Here is a 17,006-nt window from a genome sequence, read left to right on the forward strand (position 1 = left end):
CGGCACCGGCTGGATTTGGTTGGGGTTGGAGTCGTCGGGTACTGATGGCAGGGTGCTTGTTGCTGAGAGGTATCGGGTCGGCCACTCCCTGGGACGCGGCGGGATGGGTGAGGTTTTCCATGCCATCGACGAACAGCTGGAGCGGCCGGTCGCGCTGAAGATGATGCTGCCGTCCGACAGTGATCCGAGGGCCGCTGAGCGGTTCCGCCGGGAGGCACGCGCGGCAGCGAGGCTCAGCAATCCGCATGTAGTGGCCGTGTACGACTTCGGGCAGCAGGGCGATCAGTTCTTCCTCGTGATGGAGCTGGTCGAGGGACGCACGGTTGCTGACGAGATCGCTCGGTTGGGGATGCTGCCGAAAGAGCGTGCGATCGAGATCGTCGAGCAGAGCGCGGCAGGTCTGGCCGCGGCGCACCAGCAGAACGTCGTACACCGTGATGTGAAGCCGGGCAACCTGCTGTTGACGCAGGACGGCATGGTCAAGGTGGCGGACTTCGGGATCGCGCACCTTGCGGGTGACGGCACGACTACGCTCACGGCACCGAATCAGATCATCGGGAGCACGCGGTATCTGGCGCCGGAGCGGGCGCGTGGTGGGCAGGCGGGTAAGCCTGCAGATGTCTATGCACTGGGCTGCGTGCTGTATGAGCTGGTCACCGGTCAACCGCCGTTCTCGGGCGAACATCCGGCAGCGATCCTGTATCAGCACGTCGATGCCCAGCCGGTGCCCCCGAGCACAACCCACCCCGAACTAGCGGGTGCCTTCGAGGCAGTCCTCCTCCAGATGCTCGCCAAGGACCCCGAGGCTCGCCCGACCGCCGCCGAGATCGCAGCCGGCGCCCTCCGCTCCGGGACGGTTGGCGGCTCCACCGCCCCCATGCCACTCGGCGAAGCAGGCACCGCGGCGTCCGTGCCGTTCGGCGTAGCCGGCACTACAGCGCCAATGCCGCTCGGCGATGCCGGTCCTACAGTGCCCCTGATTCTCGGCGAGGCCGCTACTGTGCGCGTGCCGTCCGACGACGCTGGTACTACGGCCGCGGCGCCGGCGCTGGTGGGTGCCGGGGGCGTCGATCAGACCCGGCCGATCGCGTCGGCAGCCGATCGTTCGCGACGGCAGGTCTGGCTGGCCGCCGGGATCGCCGTTCTCGCGGCGGCCGCGGCGACGGCCGCAGTACTCCTCCTGAACAACCAGGGCCCGAACCTGCCGTCGACCAACGACGTCGGTCCCCAACCGGCTGTCACCTCCAGTACGCCGAACGCGGGCCCGACCACCGAGCCCAGCCGAGGCGGCCAGACCAGCGGCACGACCCAGACAACTCAGAGCCCCACCCCGACCCCGACGCCGACTACCTCGCCGACCCCTTCACCCACCCCGTCCCCGACCCCGACGACTACGAGCCCTTCACCGAGTCCGTCGCCGACCCCCACGGCCACCAAGCCGACCCCGACCCCAACACCCACCACCACGAAGCCGAACCCGACACCCACCCCGCCCCCAACCAGCCCGTCCCCGGACGCACAGTAGGACTGCGAGCTGTCAGCCTTCGGCCCAGTCCAGTTGTGGTTCCGGGATGCCGAGGGAGCGGCCGAACGCCTGCGCCTCGGCTCGGCCGGCCGGGTCGTCGTGGGGATAGCGAAAGACCCGGCCCGGGAACACCACGAAGATCTCGTGCTCGTTGTGGAAATCGGCGTACCAGCCTGGTTCGTCCAGGATCCTTGTCAGCGCATCGGCCAGCGCGCCGGCCTGGGCATCGTCGACTTCGAACTCGAGGATGCTCCAGACCGGAGGTTGCGCTGAACTGGCGCTGTCGATGCTCTGCCTGGTCAGCCGGTGCACGACCAGCGGGATCTGCTCCAGCGTCGCGCCGGTCTTGAGGCTCTCCAGAATGATCGCTCCGCGATACACCTGCTACTGCCTAATCGCGGGGGAGCTGCTCGTTCGGGTCCTCGTCCGGATCGGTCTCCGGACCGGGGTACGGGTTGATATCCGGGTCGGCCGGTTGCCCGGGAACCCGGTCAGGATCGGTCGGGTCCGGCAGCGGCGGGACCGGTGGGAGCGGCGTGGTACTCATCGTCAATACCTCCTCGCGGACCGCCCCGCACTTCGGGACGACCTACCGCCCCGGTACCCCACCGTCGCCCGTCGTAGTCACCGCCGGTACGTCGACAGGACCGCCGGACCCACCTGGTCGACCGAGATCAACTCGAGGTTGACCGGGGGAGTAGCTCCGAACAGCCGCTCTCCCGCGCCGACGACGGTCGGGAAGACCATCAGGCGGTACTCGTCGACCAGATCGGCTGCCTGCAGCGCCCGTACGACCGAGCCGCTGCCGACCACCACGATGTCGCGGTGTGCTCGCTCCGCCTCGACGACCTCCGCGACCGTGCCGTCGGCCAACCGGGAGTTCGACCATGCCGACCCGTCGGTGAGCGTGTTCGAGACAACAATCTTGTCGATCTTCGTCATCGCGACCGAGAAGTCGTCGGTCCGGGTCGAGAACAGCCGGCCGAACAGCTCCCAGGTCGCCCGGCCGTACAGCATCACGCCGGTCTCGAGGATCGACCCGAGCCGGAACTTGTCACCCGAGACCGGCTCCGGCCCGTGCCGGAACGCCCAGCCGCCGCCCGCAGTACCGCCCGACCCGTCCGGGTCGGTGACGATTCCGTCGAGGCTGACGAACTGGCTGACGATGACCTTGCCCATGACGTGCTCCTGATCTCCGAACGAATCTGACACCGGTACATACCGCCGGGGCGCCGAAGACTCATCGGTCGATCGGGGATTGGTCAGTCGCAGGTGTCGCAGATGCCGTTCGCGGGGGTTTGCAGGTTGCAGCGGGGGCATTTGTTGATCGGGCGCTCGGCGATGGCGGCCTTGCGGGCCCGGGCGCGCGCCGCGGCCAGCTTCGGCGGGAGCATCGGGCTGCCGCCGTCGGCCGGCAGACCGGTCGCCTCGAAGTGGCGGTAGGTGGCGAGCCGCTCCTGGCAGGCGTGCGCATCGGCGTCCGCGGGCGTCGTACCGGTCGCGGCGCCGACGATCGCGGCGTACCCGTCGAAGACGCTCTCGTCGGGGTTGACGCACAGCGAGGTCAGCATCGGCTCGCCGCGCCGCAGGCTCTCCGCGGAGACCTCGGCCAGCACGCCGCCGATCCACTGCCGGGTCGGCTGCTTGGTGCGAATACCGGTCAGGTCCTGTACGCCGATCGCGATGTCCTTGTGCTGCACGAGCGCCTGGTACTTGCGCGCCGCGATCAGCAGCATCTCGCGGGCGGCACCGGCCCACTCGATCCGGGCGGCGGCGACGCCGACGTCGGACACATCGCGGTCCACTACGTCGGGCAGTTCATGGTCAAGGGCGGCGACATCGAGAGAGGACACTCGGCAGACCCTAAGGGCTGACCGGCCCTCGGCGAAAACCGCCGCCTCAATCCGGTGGTTCGGCCGGCCGGAAGGTGACCTCGATGGTCTCGGCGGCCTTGTGGCGCTGGGCCTTGGCATACATCGCGTAGGCGCGGTGATCGGCCGGCGTCAGATCGGTCGCCGAGTCGGTGAACAGGGCGAGCAGCGAGCGCGGGTAGAGGCGGTGGGCGATCACCGAGTTCAGTTCGGCACCGATCACGCCGATCACCGCGGCGGCGTAGATGAGCCCGATCAATCCCAGCGTCAGCGCGAACACGCTGTTCACCTCGCTGGTCTTGGCCAGTACATCGCTGACGTAGACGCCGCCCAGCCGTTCGAGCAGATGCCAGCCGATGGCGGTGAAGAACGCCCCGGGAACCATCCGCAGCAGGTGCGGCCGGGGCCGCCGGCCCGGGCGCAGGCACAAGGTCAGCATCGCGGTGAGCACCACGACGGAACCGATGGAAACGATCCATCCCATGCCGTCGTCGATCACATCGCCGGCCAGCACGCTCACGGTGGCGAAACTGAGCACGATGAGACCGGCCAGCGACAGCAGCGCACCCGATCGCAGGCGGCCACGGAACGGGTTGGGACGACCGTTGCGGGGAACGCCCCAGGTCACGTTGACCGCGTTCTGGACCGCCTGCCCCAACCCGATCAGGCCGTACACCGCGGCGATGGTACCGACGATGACGGCCGGCGTACTGCCCTGCAGACCCTGCGGTGTTGCCAGCTGGGTGCCGACGATCGGGAACTCCTTGAGCGCCGACTCCAACACGGCCTGCTGCAGATCCTGGTTGCCCTGGAGAACGAAACCGAGCACGGAGGACGAGATCAGCAACATCGGGAAGATCGCGGCGAAGGCGTAGTACGTGATGATCACCGCGAGATAGCTGCCCTGGTCATCGAAAAACTTGTACACCACAGCCAACGGAAACCCGAGCACCCGATGCCGCCGCTGCAGCCGATCCACCCGGCCCCCGAAACCACTCACCCGCTAACCGTACGACCCGCGCCCTCCGATCCAGGCAAGCCCTCCCAACGCCCTCAGCCGCCAGCGTGTTGCCGAGGTGCTGGCTAGCGGGGGCGGCTGGTGGTGCGGAAGGTGCCGGGGGTGGTGCCGGTTCGGTGGGAGAAGAACTTGGAGAAGTTGGCGTCGTCGTCGAAGCCGAGGCGGTCGGAGATCTCGGCGATCGGCACGGTCTCGTGGATGAGCAGGCGTTTGGCTTCGAGGATGACGCGACGGTCGATCAGCTCCTTGGCCGTGGTCCCCGCATGGGTCCGGGCGAGCCGGTTGAGGGTGCGCTCGGAGTAGCCGAGACGCCGTGCATAGCCGGCCACGCTGCGTTCGCGCTGAAACGACCTCTCAATCTCCTCCTCGAACCAGCTGAACACTTCGTTCCGCGGCTGCATCGGGCTACTGCCTGCTGGGCTGCTCCCGGCCAATACAAGAAGGGTCGACAGTACGGCGTGCGCCAGCGCCTGGTCCCGCGCTTCCGGGTCGAGGGCGACCGAGTCTCGTAGCCGTAGCGCGCTCTCGGTCGTCGCCCGGAACGATTCGTCGAGCAGGCTGCCCGGCAACGCGGCGCCCGGCCAGTGATTGAGGTGGCTGATACCGAGCCGCCGGAAGAGGTGAGCGGTCGGCTCGTCGTACCGGTCCGGTGGGAGCATCAGCACCGGGCCGTCGATCGCCGCGATGTCTCCCCAGCGCTGGATCTGCCCCGCGTGCACCCAGAACACATCACCCGGGCAGAGCGTGTAGCCGGTGAAGTCGACCTCGTGGACGGTCTGGCCCGACCGGATCTGCAGGATCAACTCGAACCCCAGTCGCTGAGCGGCCTGGAACTCCTCGGGTCCGGCCCGGCGCAGCAGCGTGCCGAGGTCGGCGACCTCGACCCCGGCCGAATGACCGGGCGGTGGTGCGTAATCGACCTTCCGGATCTCCGATGGTCGATTTTCACCATGAACTGACGCACTCACACCAGGAATCCTAGAGCACTGAGTCCTAATATCACAGTGTCAGCCAGATCGGCCGACAGAAAGAAGTGACTCAGATGACCGACCGACCGGACGGGCAGAAGCTCGCCCTGACCTATGTGTTCGACGCGTACTGCGGCTGGTGCTTCGGTTTCAGCCCGGCCTTCACCGAATTCGTCCGGAACCATCGGGACGAGATCGTGCTCGAGGTGATCTCCGGCGGCCTCTTCACCGGAGCGCAGGTGCAGCCGATGAGCGCGATGCCCTACATCGGCCCGGCGAACGCCCGGATCGCCACGTTGACCGGAGCGCAGTTCGGTGCCGGGTACGACGCGCTCGCCGAAGCCGGCGATTTCGCCATGGACTCGCTCGATGCGGCCCGCGGATTCGCGGCCCTTCGCCGCCAGGCACCTGACCGCGCGTTGGAGATCGCCAGTGCTCTGCAGGTGGCGTTCTACCGTGATGGGCTGAGCCTGTCGGAGCCCGCCACCTATCGCACGATCGCTGCGGAACTAGGCCTGGACGGCGAACTGGCCGTCTCGGCGTACGGCGAAGCGGCGACAACCGCGGTCGCCGAGGACGACTTCCGGCGGGCCCGATCACTCGGCGTCTCCAGCTTTCCCACCGTGCTCGTCCACCTGCCCGGTGACCGGCTCGGCCGTCTCGGCGGACCGACGAGCACCGCAGCCCAACTCGGCACAGCTCTCGCCGACTTCCAGCAACTCGCCACCCTCTCACCGAAGGAACAGAACAATGTCTGACCTGAACTACACCGTCCTCGACTTCGCGGACTCCTCGCTGAACAAGACCTCGGTCCTCGTGACCGGCGAAGACGACGCGGTCGTCGTCGATGCCGCCTTCACCCGCGCCGACGGCCACCGCATCGTCGCCGCCGTCCTGGACGCGGGCAAGACCTTGCGCACCGTGGTCGTGACCGGTGGCGACCCGGACTTCTACTTCGGCGCCGAAGTGATCGCCGACGCCTTTCCCGAGGCGGCTTTCGTCGCTCCGGCCGACGTGATCGAACACATCGCCCACAGCTATGAAGGCAAGCTCAAGGCCTGGGCACACCTGGGCGCGAACCTGCCGACCCGGCTGGTCGAGATCGGCGAGCTCACCGGTGGCGTCGAGCTCGAGGGCAAGACACTGGAACTGCGGCACGCAGGCGGCAGCCTCGGCGATCGAGGCTGGTACCTCTTCGAGTCCGAGCAGCGGGTACTAGTCGGTGGGATCCTCCTGTTCGACGGCCTGCACGTGTGGACCGCCGACTCGGCGACCCCGGCCGACCGCGCTGACTGGCTCACCGCTCTGGACAGTCTCGAGGCGCTCGAGCCCACCTTCGTGGTCGCCGGACACCGGACGGCCGGCGCGCCGACCGACCTGTCCGCGATCCACCACACCCGCGAGTATCTCCGTCTGTTCGAGGAGACCGTTGCCGCGGCAGCCGACGCTGCCGAGGCCAAGGAGAAGCTGCTCGCCGCCTACCCGGACGCCGGGCTGGTCATCGCCGCCGACCTGGGCACCAAGGTCGCCAAGGTTGAACTCACATGGGGCTGATCGACGCCACCGGCACCGCGCCCGCGGACGTCGTACGCCGTCAGTACGTCGCCTCGGCAGCCGGCGATCTGGAAGCACTCCGCGCCACCTTGGCCCCCGACGTGGAGTGGACCGAGATGGCAGGCTTCCCCCTCGCCGGCACCTACCGGACCCCGACGGGCGTCACCGCCGGCGTCATGGAGCAACTCGCCAAGGAATGGGCCAACTGGGTCGCCCACGACGACACCTACATCGTCGAAGGCGAGAACGTCGTCGTCCTGGCCCGTTACACCGCCGAGAATCTGGCCACCCGCAAAACCCTGAACGTCCGAGTAGCCCACCACTTCGTAGTCCGCGCCGGCCTCATCGTCCGCTTCGAACAATTCACCGACACCGCCCTGGTGCTAAAGGCAACAACCTGACGGTCCGGAGATGCAACTCGCCACCTCGCTGCCACCGAGGCTGTGAGGTTCATCAGGCGGCCTCGGGGATTAGGTGCTGTGCGGCGGCCTCGAGTTGAGAGACGGCGTTGAGGTGGAACTCGCCGGTGGAGTAGTCGGTGACCTGGTGCCATTGCTGATCGGCTATGTAGTAGACGTGCGGGCTGACCGCGCCTGGGCGGCTGTTGAACTGGTCGATGGCCGTCGTGACCAGCATGTGCAGAGCATTGAGCATTGTGCGATCGCGAATCACGTGCACGTACAGTTGGTCCCGAGCCGGCATTGCAACCAGGCAGCCGAATGGCGGGTTCTCGACCTGCAACGATTCGCGCAGCACGGTGTCGAACACCAGCGCCCGGGACGCGGTGAACATGCTGCCGCTGAGTAGAGCAATCTCGGCACCGTCGAAGGACACGGTGTCGACCTCGTCTCTCAGGCTGCGCAGGTTCGCGAGTCCGAGCCTGGTCGCCTCGGCACGGGAGACACCGAGGCTGTCGATATCGAAGTGCATGGCCACTGCGCGCCCCATGTACGTGGCCGGCACGGTGAGAATCCCTGGCATGAACTCGGGCGTTCCCTTGCCCATCTCGGGATCGATGGTGTCAGCACACACCAGCCGGAGGTAGAGCTCCTTCTCCAGATCGTCCGGGAGCGGTGGGCGCTCGTGCAGAGAAGGCATCTGGTCGAAATGCGCCTCCACTGCCGAGCGCCACTGCTGTCGGGGCAGGTTGGCAACGGTGAGGGCGAGGTTCCCCAGACCTGCTGTCGCCCCTCCCGCCACCGAAGCGCCGTCGCTGCCCACCGGCACCAACGTCCCCGCGCCGTCGTAGCGCATCGCGAATCCACGCTGCGCAACTGCCTCCTCGGACAGCCGCACCAACCGTTCCGCCTGACTCGTCGTGAGCGGCGTCAACACCGGATCGAGTGGCCCTCCATCCTTCTGTTCGTGCCGCCGATGGTTTCCACTTCGCCGGCCGTTCTTGGCCTTCCCTGTACTCATCGAGCACCTCCTTACCCAAAAACATACGGACCTCCGGGGCGCCTGAACCGGCCACTTCGCAACCTGTGGATAACCGGAACGTTGGCAGCAAGTGGCCGCTGGGAGATTGGGTGGGCGTGGCGCTGGTTTGATTGCGGGTATGCGGGAGTCTGTGGTTCGGGTGGCGTTCTACTTGGCGGTGATCTCTGCGGCGGCGCTTGTCTGGGGCGCGGTCAACTGGGTGTCGGGGAGTAGGACACAGGAAAGTGCCTACAACGTCGGGTTTGCTGGGCAGGACGATGAGTGCAGCGCGGGCATCCTCTATCTCAACAAGTTCCAAGGGGATCAGATGGTGTGCACGGTCAAGCTGTCGACGCCGATCCCGGCCGAGGGTGGACCGGTGGGAGCGTTCAAGCAGCCCGATGTCGATCTGATCGTCGGCAAGGCGACTGCGCTGGCTGCGGACGGCAGTCTGGATTCGTCGGACCGGGCTCAGATCGAGGAGATTGTGAATGACCTTCGTCGTAGCCATGGCGAACGGATCGGTCCGCGCTCGCCGTCCCAGGTACGCGAAGGGCGTTTGTACGTCGGGATCGCGGGGCCGCTGTTGGTGGTCGCGGTGCTGGCTCTGACCGGTCTGTGGATCCAAGGGCGGCTCAGCCGAGCGGGGCGGGGGACTCGGCGTGGGGGATGAGGAGGGCTGGGTGGCCCGAGCCGTTGGCGGGGGTGGTCCAGATGTCGGCGTCGGTGGGGCCGTGGGGGAGGGTGTAGGCGATGGTGGTGGGGTCTAGCCAGGTTGGTTGGTCGTCTACGGAGCGGGTTTCGGCCAAGGGGGTTCTGGCGCCGGTGGTGAGGTCCAGGACAGTTAGGCGCCAGCCGTTCAGAGGGTTGCCGTTGATGGCGGATTTGAAGGCGATTCGGTGGCCGTCGGGGGAGAGGGACGGGCATTCGACGTTCTGGGCGACGGTGTGGACGGTCTTGGCGGCGATGTCGCCTTCGACCAGGTAGCGACGGCCGGCGGTGGACATCGTGGCGTAGAAGTGGTTGTCGTCGGCGGTGAAGGTGATGCCCCAGAAGTTGAGGTCGGCGGCCTGATAGGGATGGCCGTCCAGGGTTACCGACAGGAACTCCAGCGAGTCGACCATGTCCTGCGTCTGCAGATCGATCAGTCCGGCGCGGGTGGAGAACCGGCCGTGGTTGTAGGAGTCGCCCGCGACGAACACGGTCCACGCCGCCATCCGCCCATCCGCCGAGACCCGCGTGCGGTTCGGTACGCCGACGAGCGGAATCGCCTTCTCTACTTGAAGGTTCTTGTCCAGGATCGCGATCTGGTACGTCGCCAGCGCACCGTCCTGACGAAGGCAGGTCCCGGTGCCGCCGGCCGCGTAGACCCGCAAGCAACTCAACGCCGACACGGAACGGGCCGCGCCCGGATCGTCCTTGGCAACCGAGGCGAGACGTCCTTTGCTACCTGACGCCGTACTGCGGAACATGATGCGCGGCCCGGTCAGACTGAGCGCCTCGGCCACCGGCGTACGGTCGACCGCAGTGAAGACGCTGTAGGTGACCGCGGCGCCGGCCAGCAGGATGGCTCCGAGGACTGCGATGAGCAACCGTCGCCTCACGATGGCTCCTTAGAGACACCGCGGAGCAGTACGGCGATCACGAAAGCCGCTGCCACCGCCAGCAAAGCAGCGATCCGGCTTGCGCTGGCCGGTCCCCACACCGTCCAGGCCAGCCCGAACAAGATCGACGATCCGACATAGGACAGCGCTTGGCCGGTCTGGATGAGCGCGATCCCCGTAGTACGGAAGCCTTCAGGAAGCAGTGGCCCGGCCAGTGCCATCAGTACGCCGTCCGTGGACGCATAGAAGAAGCCATAGAGACCCAGTACTACGACCAGCAACGGCCAGCCACCGAGCGGCCCGAACAGCAACAGGTACACGAGCACCAAAGCGGTGTAGCCGCCAAGAACAACCTTCAGCCGACCAACCTTGTCGGCCAACACACCCAGCGGAGCAGCCAGCAGCAGATAGGACAGGTTGGTTCCCACAGCCAACAAGGGGAACCAGCCGATGCTGAGGTCTTCTCGTCGCTGCAGGAGCAGGTAGACGAAGCCGTCGCCGATCGTCACCATCCCGGCGACACACGCCGCGAGAACCAACCGCCGGACAGGCCGGCGACTCAGCAGATCACGCAGAGCTGGTACAGCAAAGCCCATTGTCCGCGGTTGCTTCTCCCGATGGTCACGAACGAAGAGCACGAGCAGCAGTACGCCGAACGCGGCAATGCAGAAGCTGGTGACGAACACCGCGTCGTACGCCTGCGCCGTCGCCGCCAAGATGCCGACGGCAACCAACGGTCCGGCGAACGCGCCGACCGTGTCCATCATCCGGTGCACGCCGAAGGCCCGGCCGTAATGCTGCGGTGGCGTGGACAAGGTGATGAGCGCATCTCGAGGCGCCGTCCGGAGACCCTTGCCGGTGCGGTCGATCGCGATCACCGCACCGATGGCGCCGACCGAACTCCCGGCCGCCAGCAGACCGAGTTTCGCCACCGCCGACAGCCCGTACCCGAAGCCCGCAACGGCTTTGCGACGTCGTGACCGGTCGGCGACGTACCCACCGACCAGCCGCAGCAACGCGGTCGCGCCGGTGTACGTGCCGTCCACCACGCCGTACAGAGCAGGACTCAGGTGCAGGCCGATCATCAGGTACACCGGCAGGATCGCGGTCACCATCTCCGAGGAGATGTCGGTGACCAGACTGACGGCACCGAGCGCGAAAACGTTGCCGCTGACAAGGAACAGGGCGCGGCCGCGCGCGGTCGTGGGGCGGTCGATCGTGGACAGATACACCGGCGTCGCCTCCGGGCGGGTGGAGGTCAGTTCCAGATGGTGGTGATCTCCGCGGCCGAGTTCAGGTGCGGCAGGCCGTACGAGCTCTCGATGGTGCTCAGCACGTTGTAGTGGTTGATCTGGTTGGAGAACGTGCCGACCTGGGTGTGTGCGCCGACGAACGCGGTGAAGATGTGGTTCGAGGAGCTGCCGTTGTCCTCGTCGAAGGTGATCACGAGCAGGCTGTTGTGCGTCTTGGCCCACGTCGCGTACGCCGTGAGGTTGTTCTTCAGCCAGGTGTCACCGGTGCCGACCGAGCAGTCGTGCATGTCGTTGCACATGTTCGGCGTCACGAACGAGACCGTCGGCAGGCTGGCGTAGTTCGCCGAGCTCGGGAAGTCGCTGAGACGCAGATTGCTCGCCGCCGGCACATTGCTGAAGTTGACCCAGCTGTTGTGCTTGCGCCGGTACTGGCCGCTCGAGCAACCCGTGTAGCCAGCGGACGGCATGCTCTCGGAGTACCCCTTGAAGGACTTGCCGGCTGCGATCAGCTGCTTGCCGAGGTTGTCGCCGCTGTACGTGTGCGGGCAGCTGTCGTCGGTCAGGCCCTGCGTCGAGCCGGAGAAGATCGCCGCATAGTTCGGCTGGCTCGGGTGCGTCACGCCGTACGCCTGGGTGAACTTCGCGCCCTGACCGGCCAGGCTGTTGAAGGTGGGCGCGCTGGAACTGCCGTTGAGCTGCGAGTACGCATGGTTCTCGAACATCACCAGGACGATGTGGTCGAACGCCGGCACCGCGGCCACTGCTTGCGCACTGGTCGACCGGCCGGCGATCGCCACCACCGATGCGGCGACCACCGCCGCCGCCACAGCAATCCCTGCTACACGCTTCCGGATCACGACGCCTCCTCACAGGACCACCCTGGCTGCCCCAGGACCGTCACCCATCGTCGGAGTCACGGCCCTGCATCACCAGTCCTGGCAGATGTGCGAAAGGTGAACACCGTGTCACGCATCAGCGACTATAAGTCACTTATACGTCGCCGTCACGTGGTAGACGCGGCCGCCCCAGCCGTCGTCGGGGAACGAGTCCGCGATCCGGACGTAGCCGGCCTTGTCCGGACCGAGGTAAGGCGTGAGGTCGAACGTCCGCGCCGCCTTGTTCTCGCCGTCGTGGATCTGCTGCGTCTCCGTCGCGACGGTGGTCCACTGCTGTCCATCGCCACTGACCTGTACGACGTACTCGTTGTCGATCGTCAAGGTCGCGGCCGCCGTCGTGGTGCCCGACGGGAACGGGAAGCGGTAGACGAAGTACGAGTGCCCGTCGGCGAACCGGTTCTGTACGCCGTTGCTCTGCGAGCCGTCCGCGTCCCACAACCAGGGTGTCTCCGCCGCGGTACCTGTGTCGAAGTCGGCCGTGTGCGTGACGAGCATGTCGGACCGGGTGCTGAAGGACAGCTGCGATCCGGAGGTCGCAGTCGCCGTCACCGAGTAGCGGCCGTCCGGCGTACCGGCTGGAATCGTCACGTCCATCTGAACCGACACCTCAGCGGGTACGGCGATGCCATGCGGGCGGAGGGTGACAGTCGAACGGGAAGGGGTGACGGTCCAGCCTGATGGGGCGGCTGCTTTCAGAGCGACCTGAAGAGGTTCGCTTCCCGTGGCCTGAAGCTGGACGGTCAGCTTGACGTGGGTGGCAGCGCCGGTCGCCGGCATCACCACCGGCAGAGCGGGATCGGTTGTCGCCGACAACGACCGCGTCGGCGGTGTGGACGGTACTGCGGCGATCAGGGCGCTGAGGGCGCTGGCCTGGGTACGCCAGTCGAAGACATTCGGCTCCGCTCCGGACCAGCGTTCCCCCAGTCGGTCGGCCGCGTCCCGGTCGTCGTTCCAGACCTTGGCCGCCTGCTGGGCAACGAAGTCGGTGTAGCGGCGATCGTGCGTGGTGTCGGCGAGATCCATCCAGTAGCGCAGGAAGATGCCCTTGAACTGCTTCCCGTTGTCGTCACACGTGCGGCCGGGCGCATCGCAGTACTCCGTCAGTACCCCGTCGGTCACCAGTCCGCCGGGGGCGATCGCGGCGTCGGCCAACCGCCGTACCGTGGTCAGCAATGAGGAGTCGTGAGTCGCTCGCCAGAGTTCGAGGCCGGCGCCGATGGCGAGACCCTGGTTGTAGCTCCAGACTGTGTCGCCATTGCTCTGGCAGTCATCCCGCAGGCCGTCGTTGACCAGGCCCGCGGAGTTGATCATGCCGCTGCCGAGGAACCAGTTCCAGCCCTCCTTGGCGCGGCCGAGCCAATGCTTGTCTTGCGGCATGCGGTTGTGCAGCTCCGCAGTCAGCCGGATCCAGAGCCCGTTGGTGACGGCGTTCTTGTAGGTGCGTTCACCGTTCCACCAGACGCCACCGCCACACGTGCTCGGGTCCCAGTAGCCCTCGACGTACTGCGCGATGGTGACCGCCATGTCGAGGTACTTGCGGTTCTTCGTCAGGTCGTACGCCTGGATCCAGGTCAGGCCCCACCACTCGGAGTCGTCGATGGCCCGGCTGGTGAAGTTGCCGAGCAGCGGGTCGCCGGACAGGTAGCCGGCCGGGAACACGCCCTTGTCTTTCTCGAACGTGTTGTCCAGCTGTGGCAGATAGCGCCGGTCGCCGGTGCGCTCCATGTAGTCGCCGATGGTCTGCAAGGCGACGGCGGAGTTCCACCAGCTCGACGGGAACCACGCCTTGTTCGGTTCGTACGAGCTCATCAGTACGTCGGCGGCGACGCGGGCGCGGGCGGTCGCGGTCGGACCGGGTGCTGGAGCACTCGCCGCGCCGGCGGAGGGCGCGGCGAGTGCCGCGGCAACCAGGATCGCTCCGGCGGTCAGCACACGCAGGGTTCGGGCAGCACGATTCACGATCATGGTCTCCTCGACGGCTTCGGGGCGGCTTGGCGGACCGAGGTTGGAAACGTTTCAGCCAGGTTTCGAGCAGTATCGTCGCCGGAGTGGACAACGATGTCAATGGCTGGCCCGCCGCCGAAAACCAGAAGCCAGGGAGACGCTCCGCAACTAGGCTGCGAGTTCGTCCACGACGAGGAGGTCCTGTGTTCCAGCCACTCCTGGCGTCCGCGACCCGAGCCGTTGACAAGCTTCGTGACATCGGTGAACCGCTCCCCGACGACCTGACCAGCCGGCTGGCGAAGCTGGCCGAGGATCCCCAGCCCGACGCCGTCCGCTCGGCCGGCCTTCAAGAACTGCTGCGGCCCTACGTTCTCGCCGACGTCGAGATCGACGAGCAAGGTCTCAGCACGGCGACGCCTGGTAGTGCGTCCCCACGACTCGTTCAGCACGGCTGGCGAAGCTTCCTGGTCCGGGTCGCGAATCCGCACGGGCTACTGGGTGACCTGTCGGCGCCGTCGAATCATGTGCTGGGGATGGTCGACTACCAAAGTCACGCGGCGCGGATCGCGCTGGCCGACACGTTGACTGTCGTGCCGTGGATCGAGAGCAGCTGGCTTGAGGTACAGCTTGCCGGCCCGACCGATCTGTCCGGCGTGGCTGTCGAGTACAAGGTGATCAGCCTGTACAGCCGCGACGGCGGCACCCGGAGCGGTGACCTGTCGTTCATCCTCACGGTGGAGGAGGAGATCGAGAGCCTGACCCGGTCACCCGTCAGGAAGGCCTTCCAGCGGATGAGGTTCGAGGCCCGCCTGTACGCCGTGAGGCTCGACTTCGACTGTCTGGCTGCCCGCGATATCCGGTTCGATCTCCGGGAGCCCGATGGCAGCAGTACCGTGGCGGCGCTCACTGTCCGGGATGTCCATCGGCGGGCGTACCCGTCGAAGGCGATGCGGCTCGCACCGGACATGTTCTTCCACGAGCACGTCTACCGGGCGACCGGCGAGGTGATCGCGCTCCCGGCCGGTCGCTACGAGATCTCGGCGCGCCGCGGACCGGAGTACAGGGAAGTCACTGTCGAGGTCGACGTGTCGGACGACACCGAGGCGATCGGGATCGAGCTCGATCGCTGGGCCGATCCTGCGGCCCACGGCTACTACTCCGGCGACCCACACATTCACGCCGGCGGCTGCTCGCACTACAGCGTGCCGTCCGAGGGTGTCACTCCGGAGACGATGATCCGGCACGTGCGCGGCGAAGGGCTCTGGATGGGCAGCGTGCTCACCTGGGGTCCGTGCTACTACCACCAGAAGCAGTTCTTCAGTGGCGTGTCGATCAGCCCGCGGGCCGAGCTGGAGTATCCCGCGATGCAGCAGGCGCAGGGCATGACGTGGGAGCCGCAGGACACCGATCGGGACAGTCAGAGCCTGTTGCGGTACGACCTCGAGGTATCGGGATTCCCGTCCAGCCATTCGGGTCATGTCATCCTGCTCGGGCTCACCGACCAGGACTACCCGGGCACCAAGGTGATCGAGGACTGGCCGTCGTGGAACCTGCCGGTGATGCGCTGGGGTCACGAGCAGAACGCGCTGGTCGGGTACGCGCACTGCGGTCTCGGGCTCGCGGTCGGCACCGACGAACTGCCGAACTACGTGATCCCGGAGTTCCAGTCGATCGGTTCCAACGAGATCATCGTCGATGTGCCGCTCGGTGCCGCCGACTTCCAATGCGGTGCGGAGTTCGCTCCCGCCGCCGAGTTGAACATCTGGTACCACCTCCTGAATGTCGGCTACCGCACGCTGATGCTCGGCGAGACCGACTATCCGTGCATCTACGACGACGGGCCTGGAGTCGGGCGCACCTACGTCCGGTTGCCTGAGGCGCCGCAAGGCGAGCACGCCCTGGAGGCTTGGCTCGGTGGGCTGCAGGAGGGTTCGTCGTACTTCGGTGACGGTCGCAGCCATGTCTACGACTTCGCCGTTGACGGCGACACCTCCCGGGAGCAGACGGTCGACGCTGGGGGAGTGGTCCGGGTGTCCGCGACGGTAGCGGCCTGGTTGCCCGAAGAACCGCCCGCTTTGCCGGCGACAGGGCGACCGGCGCACTCCGCTCCGGTGGGCTGGCATCTCGAACGGTCGCGGATCGGCCGGACCTGCTCAGTGGCTGTCGAGGTGCTGGTGAACGGCGTACCGGCCGGCGTCAGGGAGATCGTTGCGGACGGCAACGAGCAGGAGATCGAGTTCACGGTGGAGCTGGAGCGGTCGTCCTGGATCGCGGCGCGGATCCTGCGCAGTGTGCACACCCAGCCGATCTTCGTGGAGATCGCCGGGTTGCCGATCCGGGCGTCGCGGCGTAGCGCGCAGTGGTTGCACGACTCGGTCGACGCGTTGTGGAAGGCGAAGTCCGGGTTCATCCGCGAGGCCGAGCGACCGGCGGCACGGGAGGCGTACGACGCGGCGCAGGCCACCTACCTGGTACGGCGTGACGAATGCGAGGTCGACTGATGGAACCGGCTGGGTGCTGCGGACCGGTCGAGACCACGGCACCGATCTCGGTCACGATCAATCCCGAGGCACGGGTGAATGTCGCCCGGACCGGGCACCGGGTAGGGAGCCTGCCGGTCGGCGACTGGCACACGATCGAGTTCCCGATCGTCAACACCGGCTTCGTGACGGGCCGGCTGGTGATCGAGGGCGACCCGGTGCCGGGCGTCGAACTGGATCTTCCGGTGCACGAGCTGACCGGCGTACCGCGGGAGGAGGGCTACTTCCGGGTCCGCTTCGACGAACCGTCGATCGTGGACGTCTCCTTGACGTTCCGCGCCCTGGGAGCCCTCGGCGGGTTGGCCCTCCACAGCTCGCTGCATTTGATCCTTCGATCGCATCTCATTCCAACGCTGGCTTGAGTTCGGCCGACCAGAAAGTGTGGCCAAAGACCCGGGAAAACCTGCGCAGCAA

The 17,006-nt window shown here is 66.9% G+C and carries 18 protein-coding genes; 7 read left to right on the top strand and 11 right to left on the bottom strand.

From position 1 onward, the window contains the following. Positions 1-52 precede the first annotated feature (52 nt). Positions 53-1,525 carry a serine/threonine-protein kinase gene (locus ABZ004_RS08245; RefSeq protein WP_355679079.1) on the top strand — a complete coding sequence of 491 codons (1,473 nt, stop codon included), beginning with the start codon at positions 53-55 and terminating at the stop codon, positions 1,523-1,525. A gap of 12 nt (positions 1,526-1,537) precedes the next feature. Here the strand turns inward: ABZ004_RS08245 and ABZ004_RS08250 are convergent, their stop codons facing one another. The 6 genes from ABZ004_RS08250 to ABZ004_RS08275 form a co-directional block, all read right to left on the bottom strand. Then, positions 1,538-1,906: a hypothetical protein gene (locus ABZ004_RS08250; protein ID WP_355679080.1), complete on the bottom strand. Its 369-nt coding sequence runs from the start codon at positions 1,904-1,906 to the stop codon at positions 1,538-1,540. A gap of 10 nt (positions 1,907-1,916) precedes the next feature. Further along, entirely contained in the window at positions 1,917-2,072 is a 156-nt protein-coding gene (locus ABZ004_RS08255; protein ID WP_355679081.1) for a hypothetical protein, read from the bottom strand. Positions 2,073-2,149: 77 nt separating this feature from the next. Next, positions 2,150-2,704, bottom strand: a complete 555-nt coding sequence (locus ABZ004_RS08260) for a dihydrofolate reductase family protein (RefSeq protein ID WP_355679082.1) — start codon at positions 2,702-2,704, stop codon at positions 2,150-2,152. Between the two features lie 83 nt (positions 2,705-2,787). Then, positions 2,788-3,378 (bottom strand): hypothetical protein, encoded by a 591-nt coding sequence (locus ABZ004_RS08265; RefSeq protein WP_355679083.1) that lies wholly within the window; start codon positions 3,376-3,378, stop codon positions 2,788-2,790. A 46-nt stretch (positions 3,379-3,424) separates the two neighbouring features. Further along, entirely contained in the window at positions 3,425-4,396 is a 972-nt protein-coding gene (locus ABZ004_RS08270) for a YihY/virulence factor BrkB family protein (protein ID WP_355679084.1), read from the bottom strand. An 83-nt stretch (positions 4,397-4,479) separates the two neighbouring features. After that, positions 4,480-5,382, bottom strand: a complete 903-nt coding sequence (locus tag ABZ004_RS08275) for a helix-turn-helix domain-containing protein (RefSeq protein WP_355679085.1) — start codon at positions 5,380-5,382, stop codon at positions 4,480-4,482. 74 nt (positions 5,383-5,456) lie between these two features. Between ABZ004_RS08275 and ABZ004_RS08280 the strand changes: the two genes are divergently transcribed. The 3 genes from ABZ004_RS08280 to ABZ004_RS08290 are packed head-to-tail and all read left to right on the top strand — an operon-like array spanning position 5,457 to position 7,337. Further along, complete coding sequence (locus ABZ004_RS08280; RefSeq protein ID WP_355679086.1) at positions 5,457-6,140, top strand: DsbA family protein; 684 nt, start codon at positions 5,457-5,459, stop codon at positions 6,138-6,140. Beyond that, positions 6,133-6,936, top strand: a complete 804-nt coding sequence (locus ABZ004_RS08285) for an MBL fold metallo-hydrolase (protein ID WP_355679087.1) — start codon at positions 6,133-6,135, stop codon at positions 6,934-6,936. The genes ABZ004_RS08280 and ABZ004_RS08285 overlap by 8 nt, the downstream gene beginning before the upstream one ends. After that, positions 6,927-7,337, top strand: coding sequence for a nuclear transport factor 2 family protein (locus ABZ004_RS08290; protein ID WP_355679088.1), 411 nt, complete (start codon positions 6,927-6,929; stop codon positions 7,335-7,337). Before ABZ004_RS08285 ends, ABZ004_RS08290 begins: the two co-directional genes overlap by 10 nt. 52 nt (positions 7,338-7,389) lie before the next feature. Here the strand turns inward: ABZ004_RS08290 and ABZ004_RS08295 are convergent, their stop codons facing one another. Continuing rightward, entirely contained in the window at positions 7,390-8,355 is a 966-nt protein-coding gene (locus tag ABZ004_RS08295) for a hypothetical protein (protein WP_355679089.1), read from the bottom strand. A 139-nt stretch (positions 8,356-8,494) separates the two neighbouring features. Here ABZ004_RS08295 and ABZ004_RS08300 point away from each other — a divergent pair, with 139 nt between their 5' ends. Beyond that, on the top strand, positions 8,495-9,028 hold the full coding sequence (locus ABZ004_RS08300) for a hypothetical protein (protein WP_355679090.1): 534 nt from the start codon (positions 8,495-8,497) through the stop codon (positions 9,026-9,028). Here ABZ004_RS08300 and ABZ004_RS08305 read toward each other — a convergent pair. The 4 genes from ABZ004_RS08305 to ABZ004_RS08320 form a co-directional block, all read right to left on the bottom strand. Further along, the gene (locus ABZ004_RS08305) at positions 8,991-9,959 is read right to left on the bottom strand and encodes a hypothetical protein (protein ID WP_355679091.1); all 969 of its coding nucleotides are present in this window, start codon (positions 9,957-9,959) and stop codon (positions 8,991-8,993) included. The two genes, ABZ004_RS08300 and ABZ004_RS08305, sit on opposite strands and share 38 nt — an antisense overlap. After that, positions 9,956-11,191 (bottom strand): MFS transporter, encoded by a 1,236-nt coding sequence (locus ABZ004_RS08310; RefSeq protein WP_355679092.1) that lies wholly within the window; start codon positions 11,189-11,191, stop codon positions 9,956-9,958. The genes ABZ004_RS08305 and ABZ004_RS08310 overlap by 4 nt, the downstream gene beginning before the upstream one ends. Before the next feature lie 26 nt (positions 11,192-11,217). Continuing rightward, complete coding sequence (locus tag ABZ004_RS08315) at positions 11,218-12,069, bottom strand: alkaline phosphatase family protein (RefSeq protein WP_355679093.1); 852 nt, start codon at positions 12,067-12,069, stop codon at positions 11,218-11,220. Positions 12,070-12,198: 129 nt separating this feature from the next. Next, positions 12,199-14,073, bottom strand: a complete 1,875-nt coding sequence (locus ABZ004_RS08320; protein ID WP_355679094.1) for a glycoside hydrolase family 76 protein — start codon at positions 14,071-14,073, stop codon at positions 12,199-12,201. Between the two features lie 182 nt (positions 14,074-14,255). Between ABZ004_RS08320 and ABZ004_RS08325 the strand changes: the two genes are divergently transcribed. Beyond that, a complete protein-coding gene (locus ABZ004_RS08325; RefSeq protein ID WP_355679095.1) occupies positions 14,256-16,553 on the top strand; it encodes a CehA/McbA family metallohydrolase in 2,298 nt (765 codons plus the stop codon). Further along, entirely contained in the window at positions 16,553-16,954 is a 402-nt protein-coding gene (locus ABZ004_RS08330) for a hypothetical protein (protein WP_355679096.1), read from the top strand. Before ABZ004_RS08325 ends, ABZ004_RS08330 begins: the two co-directional genes overlap by 1 nt. Positions 16,955-17,006 lie beyond the last annotated feature (52 nt).

Source organism: Kribbella sp. NPDC006257 (assembly GCF_040613535.1).
GTDB lineage: Bacteria > Actinomycetota > Actinomycetes > Propionibacteriales > Kribbellaceae > Kribbella.

What these genes read in the sequence shown, in the direction of transcription:
- ABZ004_RS08260 (WP_355679082.1), bottom strand. Translation starts at nt 2,704, where the DNA reads ATGGGCAAGGTCATCGTCAGCCAGTTCGTCAGCCTCGACGGAATCGTC.
- ABZ004_RS08330 (WP_355679096.1), top strand. Translation starts at nt 16,553, where the DNA reads ATGGAACCGGCTGGGTGCTGCGGACCGGTCGAGACCACGGCACCGATC.
- ABZ004_RS08285 (WP_355679087.1), top strand. Translation starts at nt 6,133, where the DNA reads ATGTCTGACCTGAACTACACCGTCCTCGACTTCGCGGACTCCTCGCTG.
- ABZ004_RS08320 (WP_355679094.1), bottom strand. Translation starts at nt 14,073, where the DNA reads ATGATCGTGAATCGTGCTGCCCGAACCCTGCGTGTGCTGACCGCCGGA.
- ABZ004_RS08255 (WP_355679081.1), bottom strand. Translation starts at nt 2,072, where the DNA reads ATGAGTACCACGCCGCTCCCACCGGTCCCGCCGCTGCCGGACCCGACC.
- ABZ004_RS08295 (WP_355679089.1), bottom strand. Translation starts at nt 8,355, where the DNA reads ATGAGTACAGGGAAGGCCAAGAACGGCCGGCGAAGTGGAAACCATCGG.
- ABZ004_RS08290 (WP_355679088.1), top strand. Translation starts at nt 6,927, where the DNA reads ATGGGGCTGATCGACGCCACCGGCACCGCGCCCGCGGACGTCGTACGC.
- ABZ004_RS08300 (WP_355679090.1), top strand. Translation starts at nt 8,495, where the DNA reads ATGCGGGAGTCTGTGGTTCGGGTGGCGTTCTACTTGGCGGTGATCTCT.
- ABZ004_RS08280 (WP_355679086.1), top strand. Translation starts at nt 5,457, where the DNA reads ATGACCGACCGACCGGACGGGCAGAAGCTCGCCCTGACCTATGTGTTC.